Source organism: Gallibacterium sp. ZY190522 (assembly GCF_054166015.1).
This window is the reverse complement of sequence record NZ_CM135118.1, coordinates 994,911-1,016,379: the sequence shown is the minus strand read 5'-3', so window position 1 is coordinate 1,016,379 and position 21,469 is coordinate 994,911. Positions and strand designations below refer to the sequence as shown.

General features: G+C 38.8%; 14 protein-coding genes. 5 read left to right on the top strand and 9 right to left on the bottom strand.

The window, feature by feature from the left end:
• Positions 1–5 precede the first annotated feature (5 nt).
• Positions 6–344 carry an IS3 family transposase gene (locus ACXPAV_RS05005; protein ID WP_094873525.1) on the top strand — a complete coding sequence of 113 codons (339 nt, stop codon included), beginning with the start codon at positions 6–8 and terminating at the stop codon, positions 342–344.
• Positions 345–421: 77 nt separating this feature from the next.
• Here the strand turns inward: ACXPAV_RS05005 and ACXPAV_RS05000 are convergent, their stop codons facing one another.
• Genes ACXPAV_RS05000 through znuC form a run of 4 tightly spaced genes read right to left on the bottom strand, consistent with a single transcriptional unit; the run spans position 422 to position 2,968 of the window.
• Positions 422–967 carry a DNA-3-methyladenine glycosylase I gene (locus ACXPAV_RS05000; protein ID WP_458004227.1) on the bottom strand — a complete coding sequence of 182 codons (546 nt, stop codon included), beginning with the start codon at positions 965–967 and terminating at the stop codon, positions 422–424.
• A gap of 2 nt (positions 968–969) precedes the next feature.
• Complete coding sequence (locus tag ACXPAV_RS04995; protein ID WP_039135761.1) at positions 970–1,386, bottom strand: group III truncated hemoglobin; 417 nt, start codon at positions 1,384–1,386, stop codon at positions 970–972.
• A 2-nt stretch (positions 1,387–1,388) separates the two neighbouring features.
• Entirely contained in the window at positions 1,389–2,174 is a 786-nt protein-coding gene (gene znuB, locus ACXPAV_RS04990; protein WP_065231519.1) for a zinc ABC transporter permease subunit ZnuB, read from the bottom strand.
• 8 nt (positions 2,175–2,182) lie between these two features.
• On the bottom strand, positions 2,183–2,968 hold the full coding sequence (znuC, locus tag ACXPAV_RS04985; protein WP_458004226.1) for a zinc ABC transporter ATP-binding protein ZnuC: 786 nt from the start codon (positions 2,966–2,968) through the stop codon (positions 2,183–2,185).
• A gap of 195 nt (positions 2,969–3,163) precedes the next feature.
• On the opposite strand from znuC, the gene mepM reads away from it, so the two are divergent.
• Entirely contained in the window at positions 3,164–4,630 is a 1,467-nt protein-coding gene (gene mepM, locus ACXPAV_RS04980) for a murein DD-endopeptidase MepM (protein WP_458004225.1), read from the top strand.
• 26 nt (positions 4,631–4,656) lie between these two features.
• Here the strand turns inward: mepM and mrcB are convergent, their stop codons facing one another.
• The 5 genes from mrcB to rplY all read right to left on the bottom strand — a co-directional run bounded on the left by mrcB (position 4,657) and on the right by rplY (position 11,323).
• A complete protein-coding gene (gene mrcB / locus ACXPAV_RS04975; protein WP_458004224.1) occupies positions 4,657–7,041 on the bottom strand; it encodes a penicillin-binding protein 1B in 2,385 nt (794 codons plus the stop codon).
• Between the two features lie 46 nt (positions 7,042–7,087).
• The gene (locus ACXPAV_RS04970) at positions 7,088–8,746 is read right to left on the bottom strand and encodes a SulP family inorganic anion transporter (protein WP_458004223.1); all 1,659 of its coding nucleotides are present in this window, start codon (positions 8,744–8,746) and stop codon (positions 7,088–7,090) included.
• Positions 8,747–8,969: 223 nt separating this feature from the next.
• Positions 8,970–9,863 carry an acetyl-CoA carboxylase, carboxyltransferase subunit beta gene (accD, locus tag ACXPAV_RS04965; protein WP_039171447.1) on the bottom strand — a complete coding sequence of 298 codons (894 nt, stop codon included), beginning with the start codon at positions 9,861–9,863 and terminating at the stop codon, positions 8,970–8,972.
• A gap of 206 nt (positions 9,864–10,069) precedes the next feature.
• The gene (gene truA / locus ACXPAV_RS04960; RefSeq protein ID WP_039155149.1) at positions 10,070–10,867 is read right to left on the bottom strand and encodes a tRNA pseudouridine(38-40) synthase TruA; all 798 of its coding nucleotides are present in this window, start codon (positions 10,865–10,867) and stop codon (positions 10,070–10,072) included.
• A 171-nt stretch (positions 10,868–11,038) separates the two neighbouring features.
• A complete protein-coding gene (gene rplY / locus ACXPAV_RS04955) occupies positions 11,039–11,323 on the bottom strand; it encodes a 50S ribosomal protein L25 (RefSeq protein WP_039171450.1) in 285 nt (94 codons plus the stop codon).
• Positions 11,324–11,621: 298 nt separating this feature from the next.
• On the opposite strand from rplY, the gene ACXPAV_RS04950 reads away from it, so the two are divergent.
• From ACXPAV_RS04950 to ACXPAV_RS04940, 3 genes are all read left to right on the top strand, one after another.
• Complete coding sequence (locus tag ACXPAV_RS04950; protein WP_039171452.1) at positions 11,622–12,227, top strand: DedA family protein; 606 nt, start codon at positions 11,622–11,624, stop codon at positions 12,225–12,227.
• A gap of 460 nt (positions 12,228–12,687) precedes the next feature.
• Entirely contained in the window at positions 12,688–15,627 is a 2,940-nt protein-coding gene (locus ACXPAV_RS04945) for a two-partner secretion domain-containing protein (RefSeq protein WP_458004222.1), read from the top strand.
• Positions 15,628–15,643: 16 nt separating this feature from the next.
• Positions 15,644–21,460, top strand: coding sequence for a hemagglutinin repeat-containing protein (locus tag ACXPAV_RS04940; protein ID WP_458004221.1), 5,817 nt, complete (start codon positions 15,644–15,646; stop codon positions 21,458–21,460).
• The last annotated feature ends 9 nt before the right edge of the window (positions 21,461–21,469 follow it).

The window sequence follows — 21,469 nt, the reverse complement described above, 5'->3', positions numbered from 1 at the left end:
AACAGATGGTGTTACAAGCGATTGCTCGGTTGGCTGAGGGTGACTCACCGATATTACATTCAGACCAAGGTATTCAGTATCAAATGGCAAGTTATCAACAGTTATTAGCTGAGCATCATATTGTGCAGAGTATGTCAAGGAAAGGCAATTGTTTAGATAATGCCGCGATGGAGAGTTTCTTTGGTCGGATGAAAGTGGAATGTTTTTATGGCAAAACTTTCGAAAGCATTGAAGAACTTGAATCTGTTATCAAAGAATATGTTCGTTATTACAATGAGGAAAGAATACAATTAAAATTAAATGGACTGAGCCCTGTTCAATACAGAATTCAGTCCTTAAAATAACAGTCTAACTTTTCGGGGTCAGATCATATGCAAGGCTTTTTATATAAATAAATATTAATTATCGAATTAAGTCAACATTATTCTTTCCATTTCACATTTGTTTGTAGAATTTTTTGATAAATCGGGCAGGTTTTATCGTGAGCGTTCGGTAAGTAACCAGTACTCATAAGAAATTCATTAACAATTTCTCCGCCAACAAATTTAAACTGTTTTTTAAACAGTTTAACCCATTCGGGGAGTGTTTGGGGATAGTGATGATCAAGCCACGTTTTAAATGAACCGAATTGTTGCTGTAGTTGTAAGATTTGTTTGGCATTATAAATAGCGGCATTAATTTTAAGACGATTGCGAATAATATCCGGATTATTCAATAAGCGTTGGCGATCTTCATCATTATAGTTAGCCACTTTTGCGATATTGAATTGGTCATAAGCAAGTCGAAAGCCCTGTTCTTTCTTTAAGATCAACGTCCAGCTAAGCCCTGCTTGATTAATTTCCATTACTAAACGGGCAAACAGCTCATTATCATCTTCAATCGGAAAACCATAACGATGATCGTGATATGATTTATTAAATGGATCTTCATCCTCCGCTAATTGATTAACATAATCACAATAGCTCATTATTAACCTCGAATTGGTCTGATTTTCTGCATAAACATTGGTAGCTCATCAGTGAGTACACGTTGTTGCATCAAATCTTTAATTGTTGCCGCTCGAAAAAGGGCTTTTTCAGCTTTTTCTCCGTAGAAGAGCTGATTTACCGTATTTTGCCAGTGAGATAGCCAAATAGCGAACATCTCTTCGCTCATTGGCTGGCGGTTGTGTATTTTGATATGTGCCAACATTGGATTTCCTTGATAACTTTCCATATCAAAAATATTACTTTCCCAAAATCGATACATTTTTTCTAAATGGGTTTGCCAATGTTTTCCGCGTAGATGAGCGAACATATATCCAATTCTTTCATCGGCTAAAAGCGAATCATAAAAGCGATTAACCAGTAGTTCAATATCATTACGATCTTCTAAAAGTTTGCTCATAGCTACTCCTGTTGTTTTTTGAATAATGATAAAACAAATAGTAAAGCAGAACAAATCACCACAGATGGACCGGCAGCTGTATCATAAAATGCCGAGAGTAGTAATCCTCCGGTTACTGCAATCATACTGATTACCACGGCAATAATTGCCATACTTTCCGGTGTGCGGGAAAAACGGCGAGCAGTAGCAGCAGGAATAATCAGTAGAGAGGTAATAATTAATGCGCCGACAAATTTCATACTTAATGCAATCGTAATGGCAGTTAGCAACATTAACACAATGCGTCCTTTTTTGACATCAATCCCTTCAATTTGCGCTAATTCCGGGTTTACTGTGGCAGAAATCAATGCTTGCCAGAAGTAACATAGAATACTCAATACTAAAATAACGCCAATACCTATCCAGAGTAAATCTTGATAAGTAATGGCGAGCAGATCGCCGAACAGATAATTCATTAAATCGACTCTGACGCCGCCAATTAAGCCAATAGTAACTACACCTAATGAAAGAGAAGTGTGAGCAATAATACCGAGCAAGGTATCAGCAGCAAAATGGGTGTTGTTTTCTAACCAAACCAGAATAAGCGCTAATAAAATAATCAGTAAAAGAATGGCGATATAAGGATTAAAATTAAAAGCGATGCCCAAAGCAATACCGAGTAATGCGGAATGTGACAGGGTGTCTCCAAAATAAGCCATTTTCCGCCAAACAACAAAAGCACCGAGTGGGGCTGTGATTAAAGATAAAATAATGCCGGTTATCCAAGCAGGAAAAATAATTTCAAACATAATTAACCTTAATGTTGATGTTGGCAATCAGCAGAATGATGTTCGCCAGAACAGCAGACATCACCGTGTAGATTGTGTTTATGATTATGATGGTGCGTATAAATAGCAACATTCTGTTCATTCTGATTGTTAAAAAAGTCAATAAAATTCGGATGAGCACTGATGGAGTCCGGCGTACCCTCACAACAGATATGATGATTGATGCAGAGTACGTGATCGGTTTTTGCCATCACTAAATGTAGATCGTGAGAAACCATTAGTACAGCACAATCAAATCGTTCCCTCATTTGATTAATTAACTGGTAAAGTTCATTTTGCCCAATAATATCAACACCTTGAGTTGGCTCATCCAATACCAATAGATTAGGTTTGTTCAAGATAGCGCGCGCCAATAGAACACGTTGCATTTCTCCACCGGATAATTTTTGCATACTTTGTTCCCCCAAACGGGTGATAGAAAGCAATTGTAGTACCTTTTCAATATCCTGTTTCGTTGTTTTCGGTTTAAGTGAAAGAAATTTTTTTACTGTAATAGGGAATGAGTTATCCCAATGTATTTTTTGTGGTACATAACCAATTTTGGTATTGGCAGCATAGTGGACAGATCCACTCTTAGGCATAATCAGTTTTAACAAAACTTTAAGCAAAGTAGATTTTCCACCGCCGTTCGGCCCAACGATAGTAGTGATGGATCGTGGTTGAATTGATAACGAAACATCTTGCAATACAATTTTGTTATTAAACTCAACTGAAATATTTTTTAATTCAACTAGGGGCGGTTGTGAAGTGTGCATAATAACGGTACCTTTCTAAAAATCGGTCTGTATTTTATGCAAATCCTGTAGGGGATCAAATAAATTTTTAGATAATGTTTAAGATTTATGCATTTAATGAAATATGTTCCTAAAAAGGGGGAATTTTTCCGTTAATATTATGTCTTATTTCAATTCAAAATAGATTATATGAGTTAGTTATTTGAGTTAATTAAAATGCAACATATTAAATTAGCCAGAGATCGTTTAAAGCGAAAAATAATAATTAGAGCACTACTTGCTAGTGTTGCGATTCTCTGTTTTACATCAATACTTTATTTTTTATTGCATCAAACTAAACCAATGAGTAGTACGGATGAGCCGCTATTGAAAGAAATGGTTGAAACTAAAACATCTACTGCTGATGAGCAAAATAAAGCTCGATTAAAATGGAAAAATAGTGATAGTAATCAAATAGAAAACAATCAGACTACACAGAGTAATGATACTAATGCGACAGATACAGATAGTGATGAAAATTTTGATGATCAGTTATCGGATGATACCTTTTTTAGTGATGATGAGTTGCCACAAGATGCGAAAGATGCACTTAATGAACTTCTCAATGCAGCTGGACAGGCGCTTAGTATTACCAATCAATTCGGTGCGACTGTAGCAGACGGTGATACTCTAGCTGATATATTGGGATCGAGCGGTTTAGAGGTAGATACCGTCAATGAGTTGTATCAGTTAGATCCGACTTTGAAAAAACTACAAACTGGGCAACAGCTTTATTGGATTTTGTCTAAGGATGGCGATTTACAATATTTAAACTGGTTAGTTTCTCGAAAAGAGGAGCGTATTTATGAGCGGCAGGCAGATGGTCAATTTACGATGCAAGTTATCCAAAAGCAAAGTATTTGGAAAGAAGAAGTACTAAAGGGGGATATTGAAGGTAATTTGTATAACCATTTGCGTGCAAACGGTTTAGATTCCAAACAAATTTATCAGCTGATTAATGCCTTACAGTGGCAAATTAGTTTAACCAAATTACAAAAAGGTGATCGTTACGCTATTTTGGTTAATCGTGAATATTTGAATAATAAATTGACCGGTCAAGGAAATGTGATGGGAATTCATATTATCAGCCGAGGCAAGAGTTATTATGCTATTCAAGCAGAGAATGGACGTTATTACAATAATCACGGTGAAACTTTGGGTAAAGGTTTTTCTCGTTATCCGACACAGCGTCAATATAGAATTTCTTCGCATTTTAATCCACGTCGAAAAAATCCGGTAACAGGGCGTATTGCACCACATAAAGGCGTCGATTTTTCAATGCCGATTGGTACACCAATTATTGCGCCAGCAGATGGCGTAGTGGTGAAGGTATCTTATCAGGCAGGTGGTGCAGGACGTTATGTAATGTTACGACACGGGCGTGAGTATCAAACTGTTTATATGCATTTAAGTCGCTCATTAGTTAAACCGGGGCAAACAGTAAAGAAAGGGCAACGCATCGCATTATCAGGTAATACCGGGCGTTCAACCGGTCCGCATTTACACTATGAATTTCATATCAATGGCGTTGCGGTTAACCCAATGAAAGTGAAATTGCCAGGTATGAATAATACTATGGCAAGTAAAGAACGTCAGCGATTCTTACGACAAGCGAGAATTGTTCAGGATAAATTGAAGATGTAAGAAAACAGCCTGTTGGCTGATATTTTTTAATGTACAGGAACAGCTTCTTCTACTGGTACTTGGTTGTTATCCGGATTATCATCATCGGTTGCCTCATCGGAGGATTCGTTTAATTGCAACGCATCCCATACACTTTGTGCAGGAGCTGAATTTTGCGGTTGTACTGCACAAGGGTTATGAGAAGTCCAAACAGGGATTTCCATTCCGTTGTCACAACTCCAACTGCCGTGATTATCGATTCTCACCCATTTTAAGGTGTCGGTATGTGGCAATTTGAAAGGTTTTACTGAAATATTAAGTAATAATGTTTTGTAGATTTGTAATGCACCGGAAGCACCGGTTAATTTTGTTTTTCGATTATTATCCAACCCTGCCCAGACGGTAGTAACATTATTACCATCAATGCCGACAAACCAAGTGTCACGTCCATCGTTAGTTGTGCCCGTTTTGCCTGCAAGATGAAGTTTGCCGAAATCAGCTTGTAATGAACGAGCTGTACCTCGATCCACAACCTGTTGCATCGCAAATAATGTTTCGATAGCCGCTTCTTCAGCAACGACCTGTTCTGGATTGGTCTGGTGTTGATAAAATTGATGACCATCTCGTTCCACAATGTAACGAATCGTCGTTAATGGTACTTTTGCCCCTTTATTGGCGATGACCTGATAAAGTTTAGTTACATCATAGGGAGAAATAGAGTAAGAGCCGAGCAGCATTGACGGTACGCGAGGAATTTTGACTTGATCCCACCCCATACTTTTTTGATTGCGAATAATATTATCCAACCCTACCGCCATTCCGATATTTACTGTCGGAATATTTAAGGAACGAACTAAGGCATTCAATAAGGTCACTGAACCACTATATTTGCGATCATAATTGCGTGGTTGCCAAGCCGGCTGACCACGTAGTGGAATACTAATAGGTTGGTTTTTCACCGGTGTGTTCAGAGCAAAACGTTCTGGATAGGATAACGCTGTTAAATAAACGGAAGGTTTAACTAAAGAGCCAATTTGTCGCCTTGCTGACAAAACACGATTAAAGCCGGCATATTGTACATTCGTTCCTGACACTAATGCTTGAATTTCACCGGTATGATAATTGGCAATAATCATTGCTGCCTCTAAATCCGGAATTTTATGGCGTAACTTCAAGGCAGTTGTTGCACTGATAATGGCGTTTTCTGCTTGCGTCTGTAACTTAGGGTCAAGTGTAGTAAAGATTCTTGCACCGGATAAAAAATTGAGTTTTTTATTACCGAGTAAATCTGTCAGTTCGTGTCTGACCGCCTGCATAAAACCAGGCTGAGCTTGTTGTACTGGTCGTTGGCTTTGAACACCCAATGGACGCTGGCTTAACATTTGATACAAAGAGTGATCGATAATGTTATGCTCCAACATCATCTGCAATACTATGTTACGCCGTTTGGTTGCATTTTCAGGATTACGCCACGGGTTATAAAGTGATGGACCTTTGACCATTCCTACCAGCAGTGCAATTTGATCTAAACTGATTTCCTGAATTGGACGACCGAAATAGAATTGACTGGCTAATGCGAAACCGTGAATTTGTGTATCACCACTTTGCCCCAAATAAATCTCATTTAGATAGGTTTCCAAAATTCGGTTTTTGTCATAATGCCAATCTAACATTAATGCCATAATGATTTCATTTGCTTTGCGACTTAGTGTACGTTCATTACTTAAAAAGAGATTTTTAACAAGTTGTTGCGTTAATGTACTTCCGCCTTGAACAGTATGACCGGCTTTTAAATTATTAACTAAGGCTCGAGCAATACCGATAAAGCTAACGCCATCGTGAGTAAAAAAGTTGCGATCTTCGGTTAAAATAAGGGTATCAATCAAAAAACGTGGGTATTGTTGTAATGGAATAGCCAAACGTTCTTCGTCATCAGAATTTAACATTGCAATCAATTTTGGCGATAAGCGAAATTCAGTGATTGCTTTTCGTGCCACCAGATCTTCAATGACGTGAAGTTGTTGCTGTTGGAATCGTAATCGCAAAACACGTTGCGGTTCAGCAATATCAGGGAAAGGAAAAGCCCGTCGAATTAACACCAAAGTATCATTGTTATCAATTTTGAAATCACCCGGAGCGGCAAGCAGAGAGGTTTGACGATAACCGTTATCAATCAGTAGTTGCTTTACTTCGAGCAATGTAGGATGTTCCGGTTGTTGTATAACCGGAATTTGGCTATATACTTCGGCAGGAAGTTGCCAAATTTGCCCATCCATTTTTGAACGAATTTTTCCATCTAGGTAAATAGCATAAAAGCTACCCATACAAAGAGCAGTGATGCCGAGTTTTATCGAAAAAGTGAAAAATCGCTGTTTCAGTTTAGGGTTGTTTTTCTTAGGCTTAGTCTGTTTTTTGGGTGCTTGTTTTGTCATTTTCTATCTTTTACTACATATATGGATCACATTGAGCACTACAAGTTTAGTGAGCCTGTTGATCTAATTCAATAACGTGTTCCAGAGCTTGTTCAAAATGGGCAAAGTAACGAGATTCACCGATTAAATTTAATATTCTGGATTTTCGTAATTCACGATCCACTCTTTTATTAGCACCGGAAAGCAGAACGATCACATTGCGTTTTTGCAACGAATTAATGACATCTTCTAGAGCTTGAATACCGGTCATATCAATAAAAGGAACCCATTTTAAGCGAATAATCAAAAATCTGGCATCGGTATTGGTACCGGCTAAAGCCCGCTCAAAATTTTCAACTGCACCGAAGAAAAATGGCCCTTCTAAGGCGAACACTAGTGCTGATTCTGGCAATCCTTCTTTTTCTCCTTGACGTCCTAACTCCTGATTAATTTGATCGGCACTGTTTGGCGAAACTTCAACACTCGCGGCCATACGTTTCAAGAAATAGAGAGTGGCTAAAATAACACCAATATTAACCGCAATCACCAAATCAGAAAAAACAGTCAAAAAGAAGGTGATCAGTAAAATCACTACATCGGCACGAGGCGCACGTTTAATCATATTAATAAAACGTCTAACATCACTCATATTCCAAGCTACTACGAACAGAATAGCAGCCAATGCCGCAAGTGGAATATTGGAAGCGAGTGGCGCGAGAACAACCAGAATGATAACTAAAGTGATGGCGTGAATAATACCTGCAAGTGGGCTATTGCCACCATTACGAATATTAGTTGCTGTACGTGCAATGGCACCGGTTGCGGCAAAACCGCCGAATAGCGGTGCCAATATATTGGCGATACCTTGTCCAATCAATTCTTGATTGGAATGATGTTTCGTACCTGACATTCCATCAGCAACCACAGCAGAGAGCAGTGATTCAATTGCTCCCAACATCGCAATAGTAAAAGCAGGGCCGATCAATGTCATCATTTGTGTCCATTCCAAACGAGGTAGTTTAAATTCAGGTAAGCCTTGTGGAATACCACCGAAAACGGAACCGATAGTGGCAACACCTTCAAATTGAGCGAATTGTTGAACTATAGTAATAACAACCAAAGCTATTAATGGCCCAGGCACGCGATGTAGGTATTTCACTTTAGGTGCATAAAGAACTAACAATAATGCAGCGATTGCTAATGTAGTTGTCGCAAAATGCAATTGAGGGAAAACCTGAATGAGCTGCCAAACTTGCTGATGGAAATGGCTACCTTCAATTGGCGGTAACCCAAAAAAGTTACGCCATTGACCAACCCAGATAATGACTCCGATACCAGCAGTAAAACCGACAATGACTGGAGCTGGAATAAATTTGATAATAGCTCCCATTTTACTGATACCGAGTGCAAATAGGATAATTCCTGCCATTAAAGTTGCAATCTGTAATCCTTCAATGCCGTATTGTGCAGTGATACCAGATAATACTACGATAAATGCCCCTGTTGGGCCGGCAATTTGTAACCGACTACCACCGAAAAGAGAGACTGCTAAACCAGCAATAATGGAAGTATAGATACCTTGTTCAGGTTTTACTCCGGAAGCAATTGCAAATGCCATTGCTAAAGGGAGTGCAACAACACCGACAATGACGCCGGCAATTAAATTATTAAGCCAATACTTTTTTTGTAATAGCCCGGCTTTATAGGCTTCTTGAATTGCAAACATAAGGAAAGTTTAGAAAGAAAAATAAGATGCTATTATAAAACAGAGCCGATAAAAGGGTAGATAAATTAGTAAAAATTTAATTTACAATATTAGATGAGGAATAGGTTCTTGTGAAAGAATGATTTTACTGATGTTGCTATATTATATGCTCTTAAATAATGAAGATATGAGAAGACTCTGAGAGTAATGAAAAGCATCTGCCATTAAAACAGATGCCTTTATTTTACTCAGATGTTTCTTCCACCATTTCCGGCATTTTGAATGGAGAAGGTTGGTTGGTTAATTTAGCTAAAATACTTGCCAATGTTTGTCGCATATCTTTACGATGTACGATCATATCAATCGCACCTTTTTCTAACAAAAATTCGCTGCGTTGGAAACCTTCTGGCAATTTTTCACGCACTGTTTGTTCAATTACTCGTGGGCCGGCAAAACCGATTAATGCTTTCGGTTCGGCAATATTAATATCACCAAGCATTGCAAAACTAGCGGATACGCCGCCTAAAGTCGGATCGGTTAAAACGGAAATAAATGGAACACCTTTTTCACGCATTCTTGCTAATACTGCACTGGTTTTTGCCATTTGCATCAATGAAATTAATGCTTCTTGCATACGCGCTCCACCACTAGCAGAAAAACAAACAAACGGACAGTTGTTTTCAATGGCTTTTTCTGCTGCTCTAACAAACTTTGCACCCACAACTGAACCCATAGAGCCTCCCATAAAATCAAAGTTTGAGGCTGCAGCAACAATTGGCATTTCATAAAGTTTGCCTGAAAATGCAATCATTGCATCTTTTTCACCAGTCTGTTTCTGAGCGGCGGAAAGACGGTCTTTATATTTTTTTAGATCTTTGAATTTGAGAATATCTTGCGGTTCTAATTCGGCAGCAATTTCGACAGTGCTATCCTGATCTAATAGTGCAAGCAGGCGAGTACGAGCATCAATACGCATATGATGATCGCATTTAGGACAAACTTCCAAATTACGACTAAGTTCTTCTCGATATAATACTTGCCCACAACCAGTGCATTTTGTCCAAACTCCTTCCGGCACATTCGCTTTGCGTGAACCGGAAACGGGATTCTTATTAAAAATTCTTTCAATCCAACTCATATTTATCTCCAAAAATTGGTTCGAGATGATAGCAAATAGCGCTTATTAAAGCATAATTTCATAGAATTTAATATCTTTTTTGCTAGATAAAAGTGGTATTATTTGTTGATAATACCGTTATGATCATTATTGAGGATAACGTGTTTGAAAGTTTGTATTATCTATCTTTTTCACTATTTCTATATCAAGATTATCGCAAAATTGGCTTAAATTATTTCATCCGGTAAAAATAATGGGCCAACCGCACTTTTTGGCAACTGAAAAATATTAGGGTAATGAACTTCCACTAAATATAAACCAGCAGCTTTAGCAGTAGGAGCGGCACAAGAGCGATCTTTTTGTTGTAATAACCATTTAATCCATTCCGGCTTTTGTTTTCCTTCACCAACGACGAGTAAACTGCCGACAATATTTCGTACCATATGATGTACAAAAGCATTGGCTTGTATATCAACAATAAGATAATCACCAATGCGAGAAACTTGTAAATGATGTACATTACGATAAGGTGATTTGGATTGGCACTGGGCAGCTCTGAATGAGCTAAAGTCATTCTCTCCAAGTAAGTATTGACCGGCAATATGCATCAATTTTTCATCTAATGGATAATGATGATGGGTGATACCAGTCGGTAAAATAGCAAAGCGTTGTGGACGATTATAAATAATGTAACGATAACGACGTGATAAAGCACTGAATCTGGCGTGAAAATCTTCGTTTACTTCTGTTGACCATTTCACCGCAATATCATTTGGTAAATGTACATTTGTTCCGAAGATCCAAGCCTGTAATGGGCGAGAAGCGGATGTTTCAAAGTGAATTACTTGACCTGTGGCGTGTACTCCGGCATCAGTCCGTCCAGCACAAAAAATTTCGATAGGTTCATTGGCGATGGTGGAAAGTGCTTTTTCCAATTCGTTTTGAATGCTTTGTACAGATTGTTGCTTTTGCCAACCAAAATAACGAGAGCCGTCATAACTGATACCTAATGCAATTTTTTTCATTAAAAACTCCTAAATGGTTGAAACCTTGCCGTTCACGATAGTAGATAGTATTCAATTTGAGAAACATAAACATCTCCAAAATGGATTAGCGAATTCTGAAAGTGAATACGTTGTAGACATAAACAAAAACACCAACATTACTGTTGGTGTTCTGTATTTATAAAACATTAATTAAGCACGCTTGAAGTCGATGTGAACTAATTTTGGTTTGAATGGGTGACGTTGCATAGCTTGAACTTTCACCGCAACTTCTTTGCCATTGATCACTAAAGTAATAACTTCAGAATAGAAGCTATCTTCAACTTGAGCGTTATTTAATTCATTGTGGTTTAATACGATAGAAACAGGTGCTTCATTACCACCATAAACGATTGCAGGGATTTTGCCTGCTTTACGCAAGCGGCGGCTCGCACCCTTTCCTTGCGTTTCACGAACTTCAGCATTAAATTTAAACATTTTAATTCTCTTTATGTTATGACCTAAACGGTCGTTAGACAAAACAAGCTACAGGCGACCCAGTAGCTTGACAAAATAGGGCTGAAAATAAATCAGCTGTCGCATTATAGAGAAATGACGATAAAATGCAATCGTTAATTGAGAGTTTTGTTTAAACAATTGCGATAATTTTGTAACGGAGCAAAAGTTTTTTATTTGTGTTGATAATAGTAACAAATTGAGTAGAAATTTTGTGACAAAGAAGGCAAAATACTGAGCTAAGAAATGTGCTTTTATTATTTTTATTTGGAAGTCTGTTGTGCAATTATTAGTAGAATTTTTCAGTAGTTATGGTTACTTTGCTGTTTTATTTGTTTTAATTATTTGTGGTTTTGGCGTGCCTATTCCTGAGGATATTACCTTAGTTTCAGGTGGTATTATCGCTGGGTTGGGGTATGCTAATCCACATATTATGTTGGTAGTCAGTATGCTAGGTGTGCTGGCCGGTGACAGCACAATGTATTGGCTAGGTCGAATTTACGGAGTGAAAATTTTGCGTTTCCGTCCGTTACGTCGAATTTTAAAGCCGAAAACAATGCGAACTGTACGTGAAAAATTTGATCGTTATGGTAATCGAGTATTATTCGTTGCTCGTTTTCTTCCCGGATTAAGAGCGCCAATTTATATGGTAGCAGGGATCACACGTCGTATCAGCTATGTTCGTTTTGTTGTTTTGGATTTTTGTGCTGCAATTATTTCTGTACCTATTTGGGTTTATTTGGGATATCACGGCGCACATAATATTGATTGGATCAAAGAGCAAGTAAGTAAAGGGCAAACTGGAATTTATATTTTTGTTGCGCTTTTAGCAGTTTATTTATTGTTTCACTATTTTCGTAAAAAATTCCAAGAAAAAAAGAATTAAAGTTATTTTGGAATTCTTGGTGTAACAAATTTGTACTTTTGAATTAGAAACATATCAGCCTGAGAATGAAAAAATATTTTGTGTAAATCTACTATTATGTATAGGTGTTGATGATGCTTCGGAAGCAACAGATTTTAACTGTTTGCTTTTTGGAGTGATTAAAACTTTATGAAAGTAAGCCAAATATATTAAGACATACTATGATCATTGATAAATATGATTTTAAAAAATAGAGAGCTATATAAATCTATGTGTAGATAAATGCGAAGGTGAATCTTGGGAAGAAATTGGATTAAAATTATCTAGATATTTTTTGGGAATATGAAGATTATGCTATCGTGAATATTTAGGCAGTGCAACCTGATACCCTTGCATAAGCCGACAGGTTTTAAAACATCGCACGTGACTACAGGTTTCAATTTAAGTTATCAATTCTAAGCGAAGCGTTGAGGGGTAAATTATGAATAAACATCTTTATCGCATTATCTTTAGTAAAAGATTACAACGTTTAGTCGTGGTTTCTGAAATTACAACGCGTGAAGGTAAAGCCAAATATCAAGGTCAACGTTGTCATTCCACTTCGCTTAGTCAACGTCCTCACTGGCGATTAAAACCTTTAACTGTCGGCTTATATTCGCTGTTAGGTTTTTTCTATTTCACTTCCGCACACGCAGAAGAATTACAAATCCGAGCGGACAATACTGCACCCCAAAACCAACAACCGATAGTATTACAAACCGCCAACGGCTTGCCACAAGTCAATATTCAAACGCCAAACGATAAAGGGTTATCGCATAATAAATACCAACAATTTGATGTGGCACAAAAAGGGGCGATTCTCAATAATAGCCGTAAAAATACGCAAACAGAACAAGGCGGCTGGGTACAGGCAAATCCTTACTTGGCGGGTGGTGAAGCGAAAGTCATTTTAAATGAAATTAATGCCAAAAAGCCAAGCCAATTAAAAGGCTATATTGAAGTAGCAGGCAAAAAAGCGGATGTAATTATTGCCAACCCAAGTGGGATTCATTGCGAAGGCTGCGGCATTATTAATGCCGGACGCAGCACGTTAACCACTGGAGAGGTGCAGATTGAAAATGGAGAAGTGAAAAGCTATCGTGTTGAGAAAGGTTCGGTCACCGTTTCAGGTCGTGGATTCGATAGTAGCCGTCAAGATTATACCGATATTATTACCAAAGAAGTTAAGGTAAATGCCGGCATTTGGGCAAATGAACTCAAGGTCACAACGGGGCAAAATCAGGTTTCTGCCAACAATGACAGTATTCAAGTTATCCGTGCTGGCAAAGCAAACCAACCTGTAGGCTATGTCGTCGATGTTGCTGAATTAGGCGGAATGTATGCCAATAAAATTCACCTCATTGGCACAGAAAATGGTTTAGAGGTTCGCAATGCAGGGCATATTGGTGCCGCCGCAGGTGAAGTCAAAATTACCACTGAAGGGCAATTAGTCAATACAGGCTATCTCGGTGCCAAACAAGATATTACCTTACAAAGCCAACAGCAGATAGTAAATCAGCCTGCTGGCGTGATATATAGCCAGCAAGGCAATCTGCAAGCAACGAGTAAACAGAACGGTATTCAACAACAAGGTAGTTTAATTGCCAAAGGCAAAGCACAAGGAAAAGGCAATATTACCTTAAAAGCCAAAGAAACGATGAGTCAATCTGGTGAGAGTTTGGCAGAGGGGAATATTACTTATCAAGCGAAGCATATTGAAACCCATCCTACAGCAAAATTAATCGCCGGAGGAGCTTTTACACATACAGCACAAGGTGAGCAAGTGACTATTCCTGCTTATCATTCTGCGGGAAATGTATTGAACTTGATCGCTGAAGAAACGATTTTATCGCACGGGAAACACCTAGCTTCTACGCAAATTACCGCCCAAGCAAAACAACTTGATTTCTCTCAAAGTGGATTTCTGGCTTATCAAGCTGATTTAACGGCGACCCAAAATAATTTAGTATTAGATCAAAGTCATCTTGAGCTGAAAAATACGCTTCACTTATCTACGCCAACTCATCTTTCTAGTCAGCAAGCGAATTTACAAGCGGCTCATATTTTTACCAAAGCCTCTTCACTTGATAATCGACTAGGTACTTGGATTAACCGAGATCAACAACCATTTAACCTTCAATTACTAAAAGGTATTAATAATCAACAAGGGCAGATTTTTACACAAGGCAGCTTCAATCTTCTCGCTCAAGAAATTAATAATCAGCAAGGTCTGCTTTTCGCTAAAGGACATTTAACTCTTAATAGTCAACAAACACGGATTAATAATCAACAAGGTGTAATCAATACAGAGGATCAACTTGATCTCCAAAGTGGAGAGCTCATCAATGACTCAGGACTTATTCAAAGTCTTGCTGCAATGAATATTGATACACATCAACAACGGTTAAGCAATCAAGCAACGGAGCAATCTTCACGTCAGCAAGGAATCATTTCGTTTGATAAATTAGCTGTAAAAACAGGTGAGTTAATCAATCAAAATGGCTTTATTGCAAGTCATCAAAACCAGCAAATCACCGCAACGCAGATAACCAATTCGGATGGAATTATTCAAAGTGATAATGCACAGCAAGGGGTAATTAGTAGTGCCGCTAACTTAGTGATTGACACCCATCAATCGTTATTACGCAATGAACAAGGTGTTTTATTTGCACAACAATCTCTGCATCTCGACAGTGGTGAGCTTAATAATCAACAAGGTTTTATTAATGGGCAAACTGGTATCACAATTAATACTCATAACCATACGTTAAATAATAATCAAACCAAAAATAAAGGAATAACAAGTCAAGGTGATATTCATTTACAAGCCCTTTCTGTATTAAATAATCAACAAGGAAACCTCAGTACGAAAGGTAATTTGGTTATCCAAAGTGAACAAATTGATAACCAACAAGGAAACTTACTTAGCCAACAACAAATATCTTTAACAGGGAATACTTTAGATAATCGTCAGGGAGCTATTCAAGCACAACAAAATATTGAAATTACGGCAAATCGTGAAATTAACAATCAAGCAATCAACGCTAAAGGTTCGGTGATTCAAAGTGGCGCCACGCTCACCTTGATCACAAATCACCTGAATAATCAAGCCACCAAAGCAATGACAGCGATACCAACGCAAGGCTTATTAGGTCATCAGCTTATCTTGAGTAGTCATCAACTGGATAATCAGCAAGGTGGCATTTATACCACCGATCAACTTAGTGTGAATGTGGCACAAGATATCCATAATCAACAAGGTGAAATCCTCTCTTTAGGCAACGTGAATCTGCAGGGCGATTCTCTCACATTACATAATCAACAGGGTATCATTGAAAGCGGGCAAAATCTAAGGTTGGTTCTGCAACAGTTTAATAATTAAAAGTCATCAGGATGCCTTGATTGAGCTACAAAAAGATTTAATCCTTACCCAACCTTTTACTGTCGCTGGCCATTTAGCGATAAAAACAATGGGCGATTTTATTAATCAGACTCAATTAATCACGGGAAAAGGTTTACAGATCACAGCAAAACAGATTGAGAATCCAACAAACAGCGAGTTTACCTCGCCCAATACCCAACTGACTGCAAATTCATTGACCAATCGGGGATTAATTGATGGTACACAAAATGCAATTTATGTGAATACTTTAAATAATCTCGGCACAGGACGTATTTATGGCGATGAGTTAGCGATTCAAGCCAATGTGTTAAATAATCAACCAGAACAATCCAATAATGAAGTGCATACTGCAACCATAGCAGCACGTAAAAATCTTCATCTAGGGGTAGGTACCTTAACCAATAGTGATCATGCCTTAATTTTGAGTTTAGGAGATTTAACGATTGGTGGACAAATCGATGCAAAGCAACGAGCCATTGGACAAGCTGATTTTGTGGATAATGGTAGTGCTACTATTGAAGCTTTGGGGAATGGAAAAATTAATACTAAACGGTTATGGAATCATGATTTACATTTAATTACTGGAGAAGATCATCAAGATCAACGTATCAGTGAATATGCGGTACATAGTAAAGGTAAACGCTATTCTAGTCTCGAAGGATGGTTTAATCGTAATAATAATAATCGGCATGATAAAAACTCTTATTTTAATTTTAATGACGGTAGGCCACGAGTGGGCAATCCAACTTGGGTACAATGGCATTTTAATCGCCATACTGTCACAACGACATTGGAACATCGTGACCCAGCTAAAATTTTGATTGCAGGTGATTTACGTTTAAATGGTGAAGATTTAGTGAATGATGTTTCACAAATTTTGGTCGGTAATCGAATCCATATGGATGGACGGGTATTTAATCAAAATGAGAAAAATCGTAACTTAAAAGGTAATTCTGTTCGATTAGAGAATAAAGACCTCATCGGTGAAATTCATCGTCATGATGAAGGCACTTGGTACACCATGGTCACAAAACGTAAGCGTCATGGTTGGAGAGGTAAAAAAGTATGGGCTAAATATGGTGATGATGATAAACCATTTAGTCGAGATTTACCGGTGAAGTATTTTAACTTTAACTTAGTCGAAAATACTATCGGTCAAACGCAAGCAGTAGCAAGTCAAGCAACCAACACCACAATTGATGGACAACATCAAGCCACTACGCTTGCGAAACAAACATTAAATGTAGCCCCCGTTTCTTCTGTTGAACCGCACCAAATATCGGCACCCGCCCTTCCACACATTATCAGTGTTGAAATGAGTCAAGCGGTTGGTAAAGTAAGAACGTATCAATCTGAAATTCGTTTACCAGAAGTTAGCCTCTATCGCATTAATCCAAATACGGATAGCCATATCTTAGTAGAAACTGATCCACGCTTTGCCAATAAACGCCAATGGCTAAGTTCTGACTATATGTTTAATGCCCTACGTGCTGATCCGCAAACGATGCTCAAACGATTAGGGGATGGTTATTATGAACAACGTTTAGTGAATGAACAGATTAATCAATTAACGGGCCAACGTTTCTTAGGTAATTACACTTCAGATTATGAACAATACAAAGCATTGATGGATGCCGGTATTCGTTATGCACAACGTTATCAGTTGATTCCTGGTGTTGCGCTTAGTGCTGCACAAATGCAGGAATTAACCGAAGATATGGTATGGCTTGCGCCTCAAACCGTCACCTTAAAGGACGGTACTCAAGTTCAAGTGCTTGTCCCTCAAGTTTATCTCGTAAAACGTGATGTCGATATTCAGCCAACAGGCGCTATTATCTCTGCAAGAGAAATTGAAATAGATAGTGAGGGTGAAGTCAACAATAGTGGCATAATTGCCGGACGCAATTTAACACAAATTTCCGCACAAAATGTCGTCAATACTGGTACCTTCTCTGCTGATCAACTGAATTTTCAGCTAGCGAAGCGTTTCTATCAGCAAGGTGGAGAGCTTAATGCCAATAATCTTTATCTCAATGCAGGTTCAATTCAGATTGAAGGGCGAATGAGCGAAGCAAAAGCCAACCCTAACTATGCGCATCGTCAATTAGATCAGCAAGCTTTATTACAGGTAAAACAAGCGCTTATTTTGCAAAGCCAAGGCGATATTCAATTAAATGCAACCAACGTTAAAGCAGGCTCAGCCTTACTACAAGCAGGTAGTGATATACATATCGGAACTGTCACCGAAAGCGAACGCTCACACTATGTCGCCAATTCAGAAAACTATTGGAAACTCGACCAACAAAGAGAAATCGGCTCTACCTTTGAGATTAAAGAAGATGCGGTACTCAATAGTAAACAAGATGTCACGTTACGTGCCGCACAAATTAATGCGGGTGGCGACCTTATTGTTAATAGTGAGCAAGGTGATATTCAACTACAAGCAGGGCGTGACCAAGAAACACTCTCATTTGCAACCAAATACAAAGATAAAAGCCTACTGAGCCGTAGCACAACAATCATTAAACATGATCACCAATATGACTTAGCCCAAGGTTCACAACTCTCAGGAGACAACATTGTACTTACTGCAAATCAAGGCAAAGTTTCTGTTAAAGGCAGCACCATTGTTGCCGATAAAAATGTGAACTTACAAGCTCAAGACATTGAGATCACTGCAGCTAAAAACACCAGACAAGAACATGATTTTTACGCAGAGAAGAAATCAGGTTTAATGAGTAGTGGTGGGTTTGGTTTTACCATTGGCAGCCGCTCAGAAAAACAGGATTATACCGATAATGAAATTACCCAATCCGATGCACGTGCCACAGTAGGCAGCTTAGGCGGTAATGTTACCTTAGTCGCTGGCAGTCAAGCTAATATTCTGGGGACTGACCTGATTGTTCAACCAGAGAAAAGTATTAATGTCACCGCCAAGTCCTTAAAAGTAGAAGCAGGTAAAGACGTGATTGAGCGCACAGAAGACCACGAGTTTAAACAGTCAGGTTTGACCGTATCCCTGTCTTCTCCAGTGACTGATATGGCGATGAAAGCACGAGACAGTATGACACGTAGTCAACAGGTGCAGGATAGTCGTTTAAAAGCCCTTTATGAAATCAAAGCGGCTCAGGAAGGCGTATTAGCCACACAAGAAGCCTCAAAAGTGGCTCAAGCAGCACAATCAGGTCAGCGTTCAGACTTTAAAATCTCCGTGTCGGTGGGCGAGCAAAAATCAGAATCACATAGTCGAACCACACAAGTGATACACCAAGGCAGTACCTTAAGTGCAGGTAATGTGAATTTGACGACTACAGAAGGCGATTTAGATATTATTGGCTCTTCTATCAAGGCAGGCAATACCATATTAGACGCAGCAGGCAACCTTAACTTATTGTCTACACAAGATACGATGAGTCATCGTAGTGATAATAAGAATAGCGGTTGGAGTGCTGGGGTATTTGTGGGCTATAGCGGCGGTAGCTATGGTTTTGGAGTGGAAGGCTCTGCTCAAGTAGGAAAAGGAGGCGAGAACAGCGATAGTGTTACGCAAGTAAATACAGCCATACAAGCGGATAACGCTATGCTTCGTAGTGGGCAAGACACAAACCTGAAAGGAGCCGTAGTTAATGCTGACCACATTCAAGCAGAGATAGGGCGTCATCTCACGATAGCAAGCCGACAAGATGAGCAACACTATGATAGTAACCAAGTTCAAGCAGGTGTTTCGGCATCGGTGGCGATTTATGGCAGCGGCTCAAATGCTTCAGTCAATGCAAGCTTGAACAAAGGCAAGTTCAATTATGCCCAAGTTGAAGAGCAGAGTGGTTTACACGCAGGGGAAGCAGGGTTAACCGTCAATGTGGCAGGCAATACGCACTTAAAAGGGGCTATCGTTGACAGCCAAGCCACAGCAGATAAGAATCACTTTAGTACAGGCAGCTTAAGCACAGAAAATATTGAGAATCATAGTGAAGCCAAAGTGGAATCTATCAGTGCAGGCATTTCGACCAATATGGAACAAAATATTGCCAATGGTATGGCAGCGGCGTTAAGTGCGTTGGGTAATATGCAAAAGCGCAAAAGCAGCACCACCCACAGTGCGGTAGGAAGTAATATTCAGCTTACTACGCAACAAGGCGATATTCCGACTACCCTTTCTCGCGATACCACAACCGCGAACGAACAAGTTAATAAAACTGAGATTGCTGAGCTGAAAACGCGCCAAGAGATGGCACAAGTGATAGGTGAGATAGCCAATAATGGCATTACCATTGTGTTAAAACCAAAAGTAGATGAAGCGGAACGGCAAAAGGCTGAAGCGGAAGCGATATTAGAAAATGATGAGCATAACCAAGCAGCACAACAACAATTAGATACAACCAATAAGGTCATAAAAACCTACGGACAAGGCGGTCAAATCCAACTTGCCGTGCGTGCGGTTACAGGGGTATTACAAGGGATAGCGACAGGTGAAGCCTCGCAAGCAGTAGTTGGTGGCTTATCGCCGTATGCCAATTATGCGATAAAGAAAGCCACAACTAATCAAATAACAGGCGAAGTAGATACCCAAGCCAACTTAATGGCACACGCCTTATTAGGAGCAATCGAAGCCTATGCGACTGGTAACAACGTTGCTGCAGGGGCGGCTGGTGCGGTGAGTGGTGAATTAGCGGCTAAAGTTATTAGCGAGCAACTCTACCAAAAATCACCAGAGCAGCTTACCGAAGCACAAAAACAAACCGTCTCCACCTTAAGCCAACTTGCCAGTGGTTTAGCAGGTGGACTCATTAGCGACACTACCGCAGGAGCGATTAACTCAGCAGAAATTGGTAAACGGGCGGTTGAGAATAACTTCCTTTCTGAAAAAGAGATTACTATTCTAGACAAACTTGCTCAGAAAAAAGTATTAACACCAGAGGATGTTGAACGTATTACGAGCATCAAAATGAAAGATAAAGTCTCTGATGCCTTGCTGACTAAATATCAGCACGACCCAACATCATTAACCCCACAAGAATATCAACAACTCATGTATTGGGTGAATGAAGCGGCAGCATGGAAACCTGAAACCGTCAAAAATATTTTGAAAATGGATGTTACAGGAGCAGCAATAAAATATTCAAACCCTGAATTAGATAAGAAATACCAAGCTGCACATAGGATTTACAGTTCATTAGATTATCAATTTGGTAAATCCACTTTAGAGGGATTGGCAGTGCTTGGAAATAGCGGTAATGCGATAGTTAAAGGGGTTACTACTGTTGAAACGCTTGCTAGAGGGATCAGTGATAGAGCCTTTATCACTGCTCTGCAAGCTGAAAAAGCGGTGAATAAATTATCACCTCTTATAAGTGAGGGTATCTATTATTCTTATAATCCTTATTCTACTGCAATGACCAAATCTATCGGTGAAGGGATTGAAAGTATTTCTAAAATCACGCCAAAACAATATTTCAATGGAGTGTTAATTGGTTCAGGAACGAATATAGGTGCTCAATATCTTGTTAATGGAAAAATAGATTATAGTGAGGCTCTAAAAGCAGGTTTTTCTGCACCTTATTTAATTTATACACCAATAGGAACTTCATTAATTTTAGGAAATGCCTTGACAGCAATAGATACTAAATTAAGTAATAATGGAAATACTTATTTAGAAGATCAAAATAAGTATCTTAGAAGCACTATATTAGGAAATTTGATTCAAAATACATTACCTAAAAATATCAGAAATTCAACATTTGGCATTATAATAAATAACTTTTCTGGAGAAGTAATAAATCAAGATAAAAAAGAGGTAGATAAAAATGAATAGTTTTTCTAA

Coding starts and splice junctions, on each gene's coding strand:
- ACXPAV_RS04970 (WP_458004223.1), bottom strand. CDS start 8,746: ATGTTTGCAATTCAAGAAGCCTATAAAGCCGGGCTATTACAAAAAAAG.
- accD (WP_039171447.1), bottom strand. CDS start 9,863: ATGAGTTGGATTGAAAGAATTTTTAATAAGAATCCCGTTTCCGGTTCA.
- mrcB (WP_458004224.1), bottom strand. CDS start 7,041: ATGACAAAACAAGCACCCAAAAAACAGACTAAGCCTAAGAAAAACAAC.
- ACXPAV_RS04995 (WP_039135761.1), bottom strand. CDS start 1,386: ATGAGCAAACTTTTAGAAGATCGTAATGATATTGAACTACTGGTTAAT.
- ACXPAV_RS05000 (WP_458004227.1), bottom strand. CDS start 967: ATGAGCTATTGTGATTATGTTAATCAATTAGCGGAGGATGAAGATCCA.
- znuB (WP_065231519.1), bottom strand. CDS start 2,174: ATGTTTGAAATTATTTTTCCTGCTTGGATAACCGGCATTATTTTATCT.
- mepM (WP_458004225.1), top strand. CDS start 3,164: ATGCAACATATTAAATTAGCCAGAGATCGTTTAAAGCGAAAAATAATA.
- truA (WP_039155149.1), bottom strand. CDS start 10,867: ATGAAAAAAATTGCATTAGGTATCAGTTATGACGGCTCTCGTTATTTT.
- znuC (WP_458004226.1), bottom strand. CDS start 2,968: ATGCACACTTCACAACCGCCCCTAGTTGAATTAAAAAATATTTCAGTT.
- ACXPAV_RS05005 (WP_094873525.1), top strand. CDS start 6: ATGGTGTTACAAGCGATTGCTCGGTTGGCTGAGGGTGACTCACCGATA.
- rplY (WP_039171450.1), bottom strand. CDS start 11,323: ATGTTTAAATTTAATGCTGAAGTTCGTGAAACGCAAGGAAAGGGTGCG.
- ACXPAV_RS04945 (WP_458004222.1), top strand. CDS start 12,688: ATGAATAAACATCTTTATCGCATTATCTTTAGTAAAAGATTACAACGT.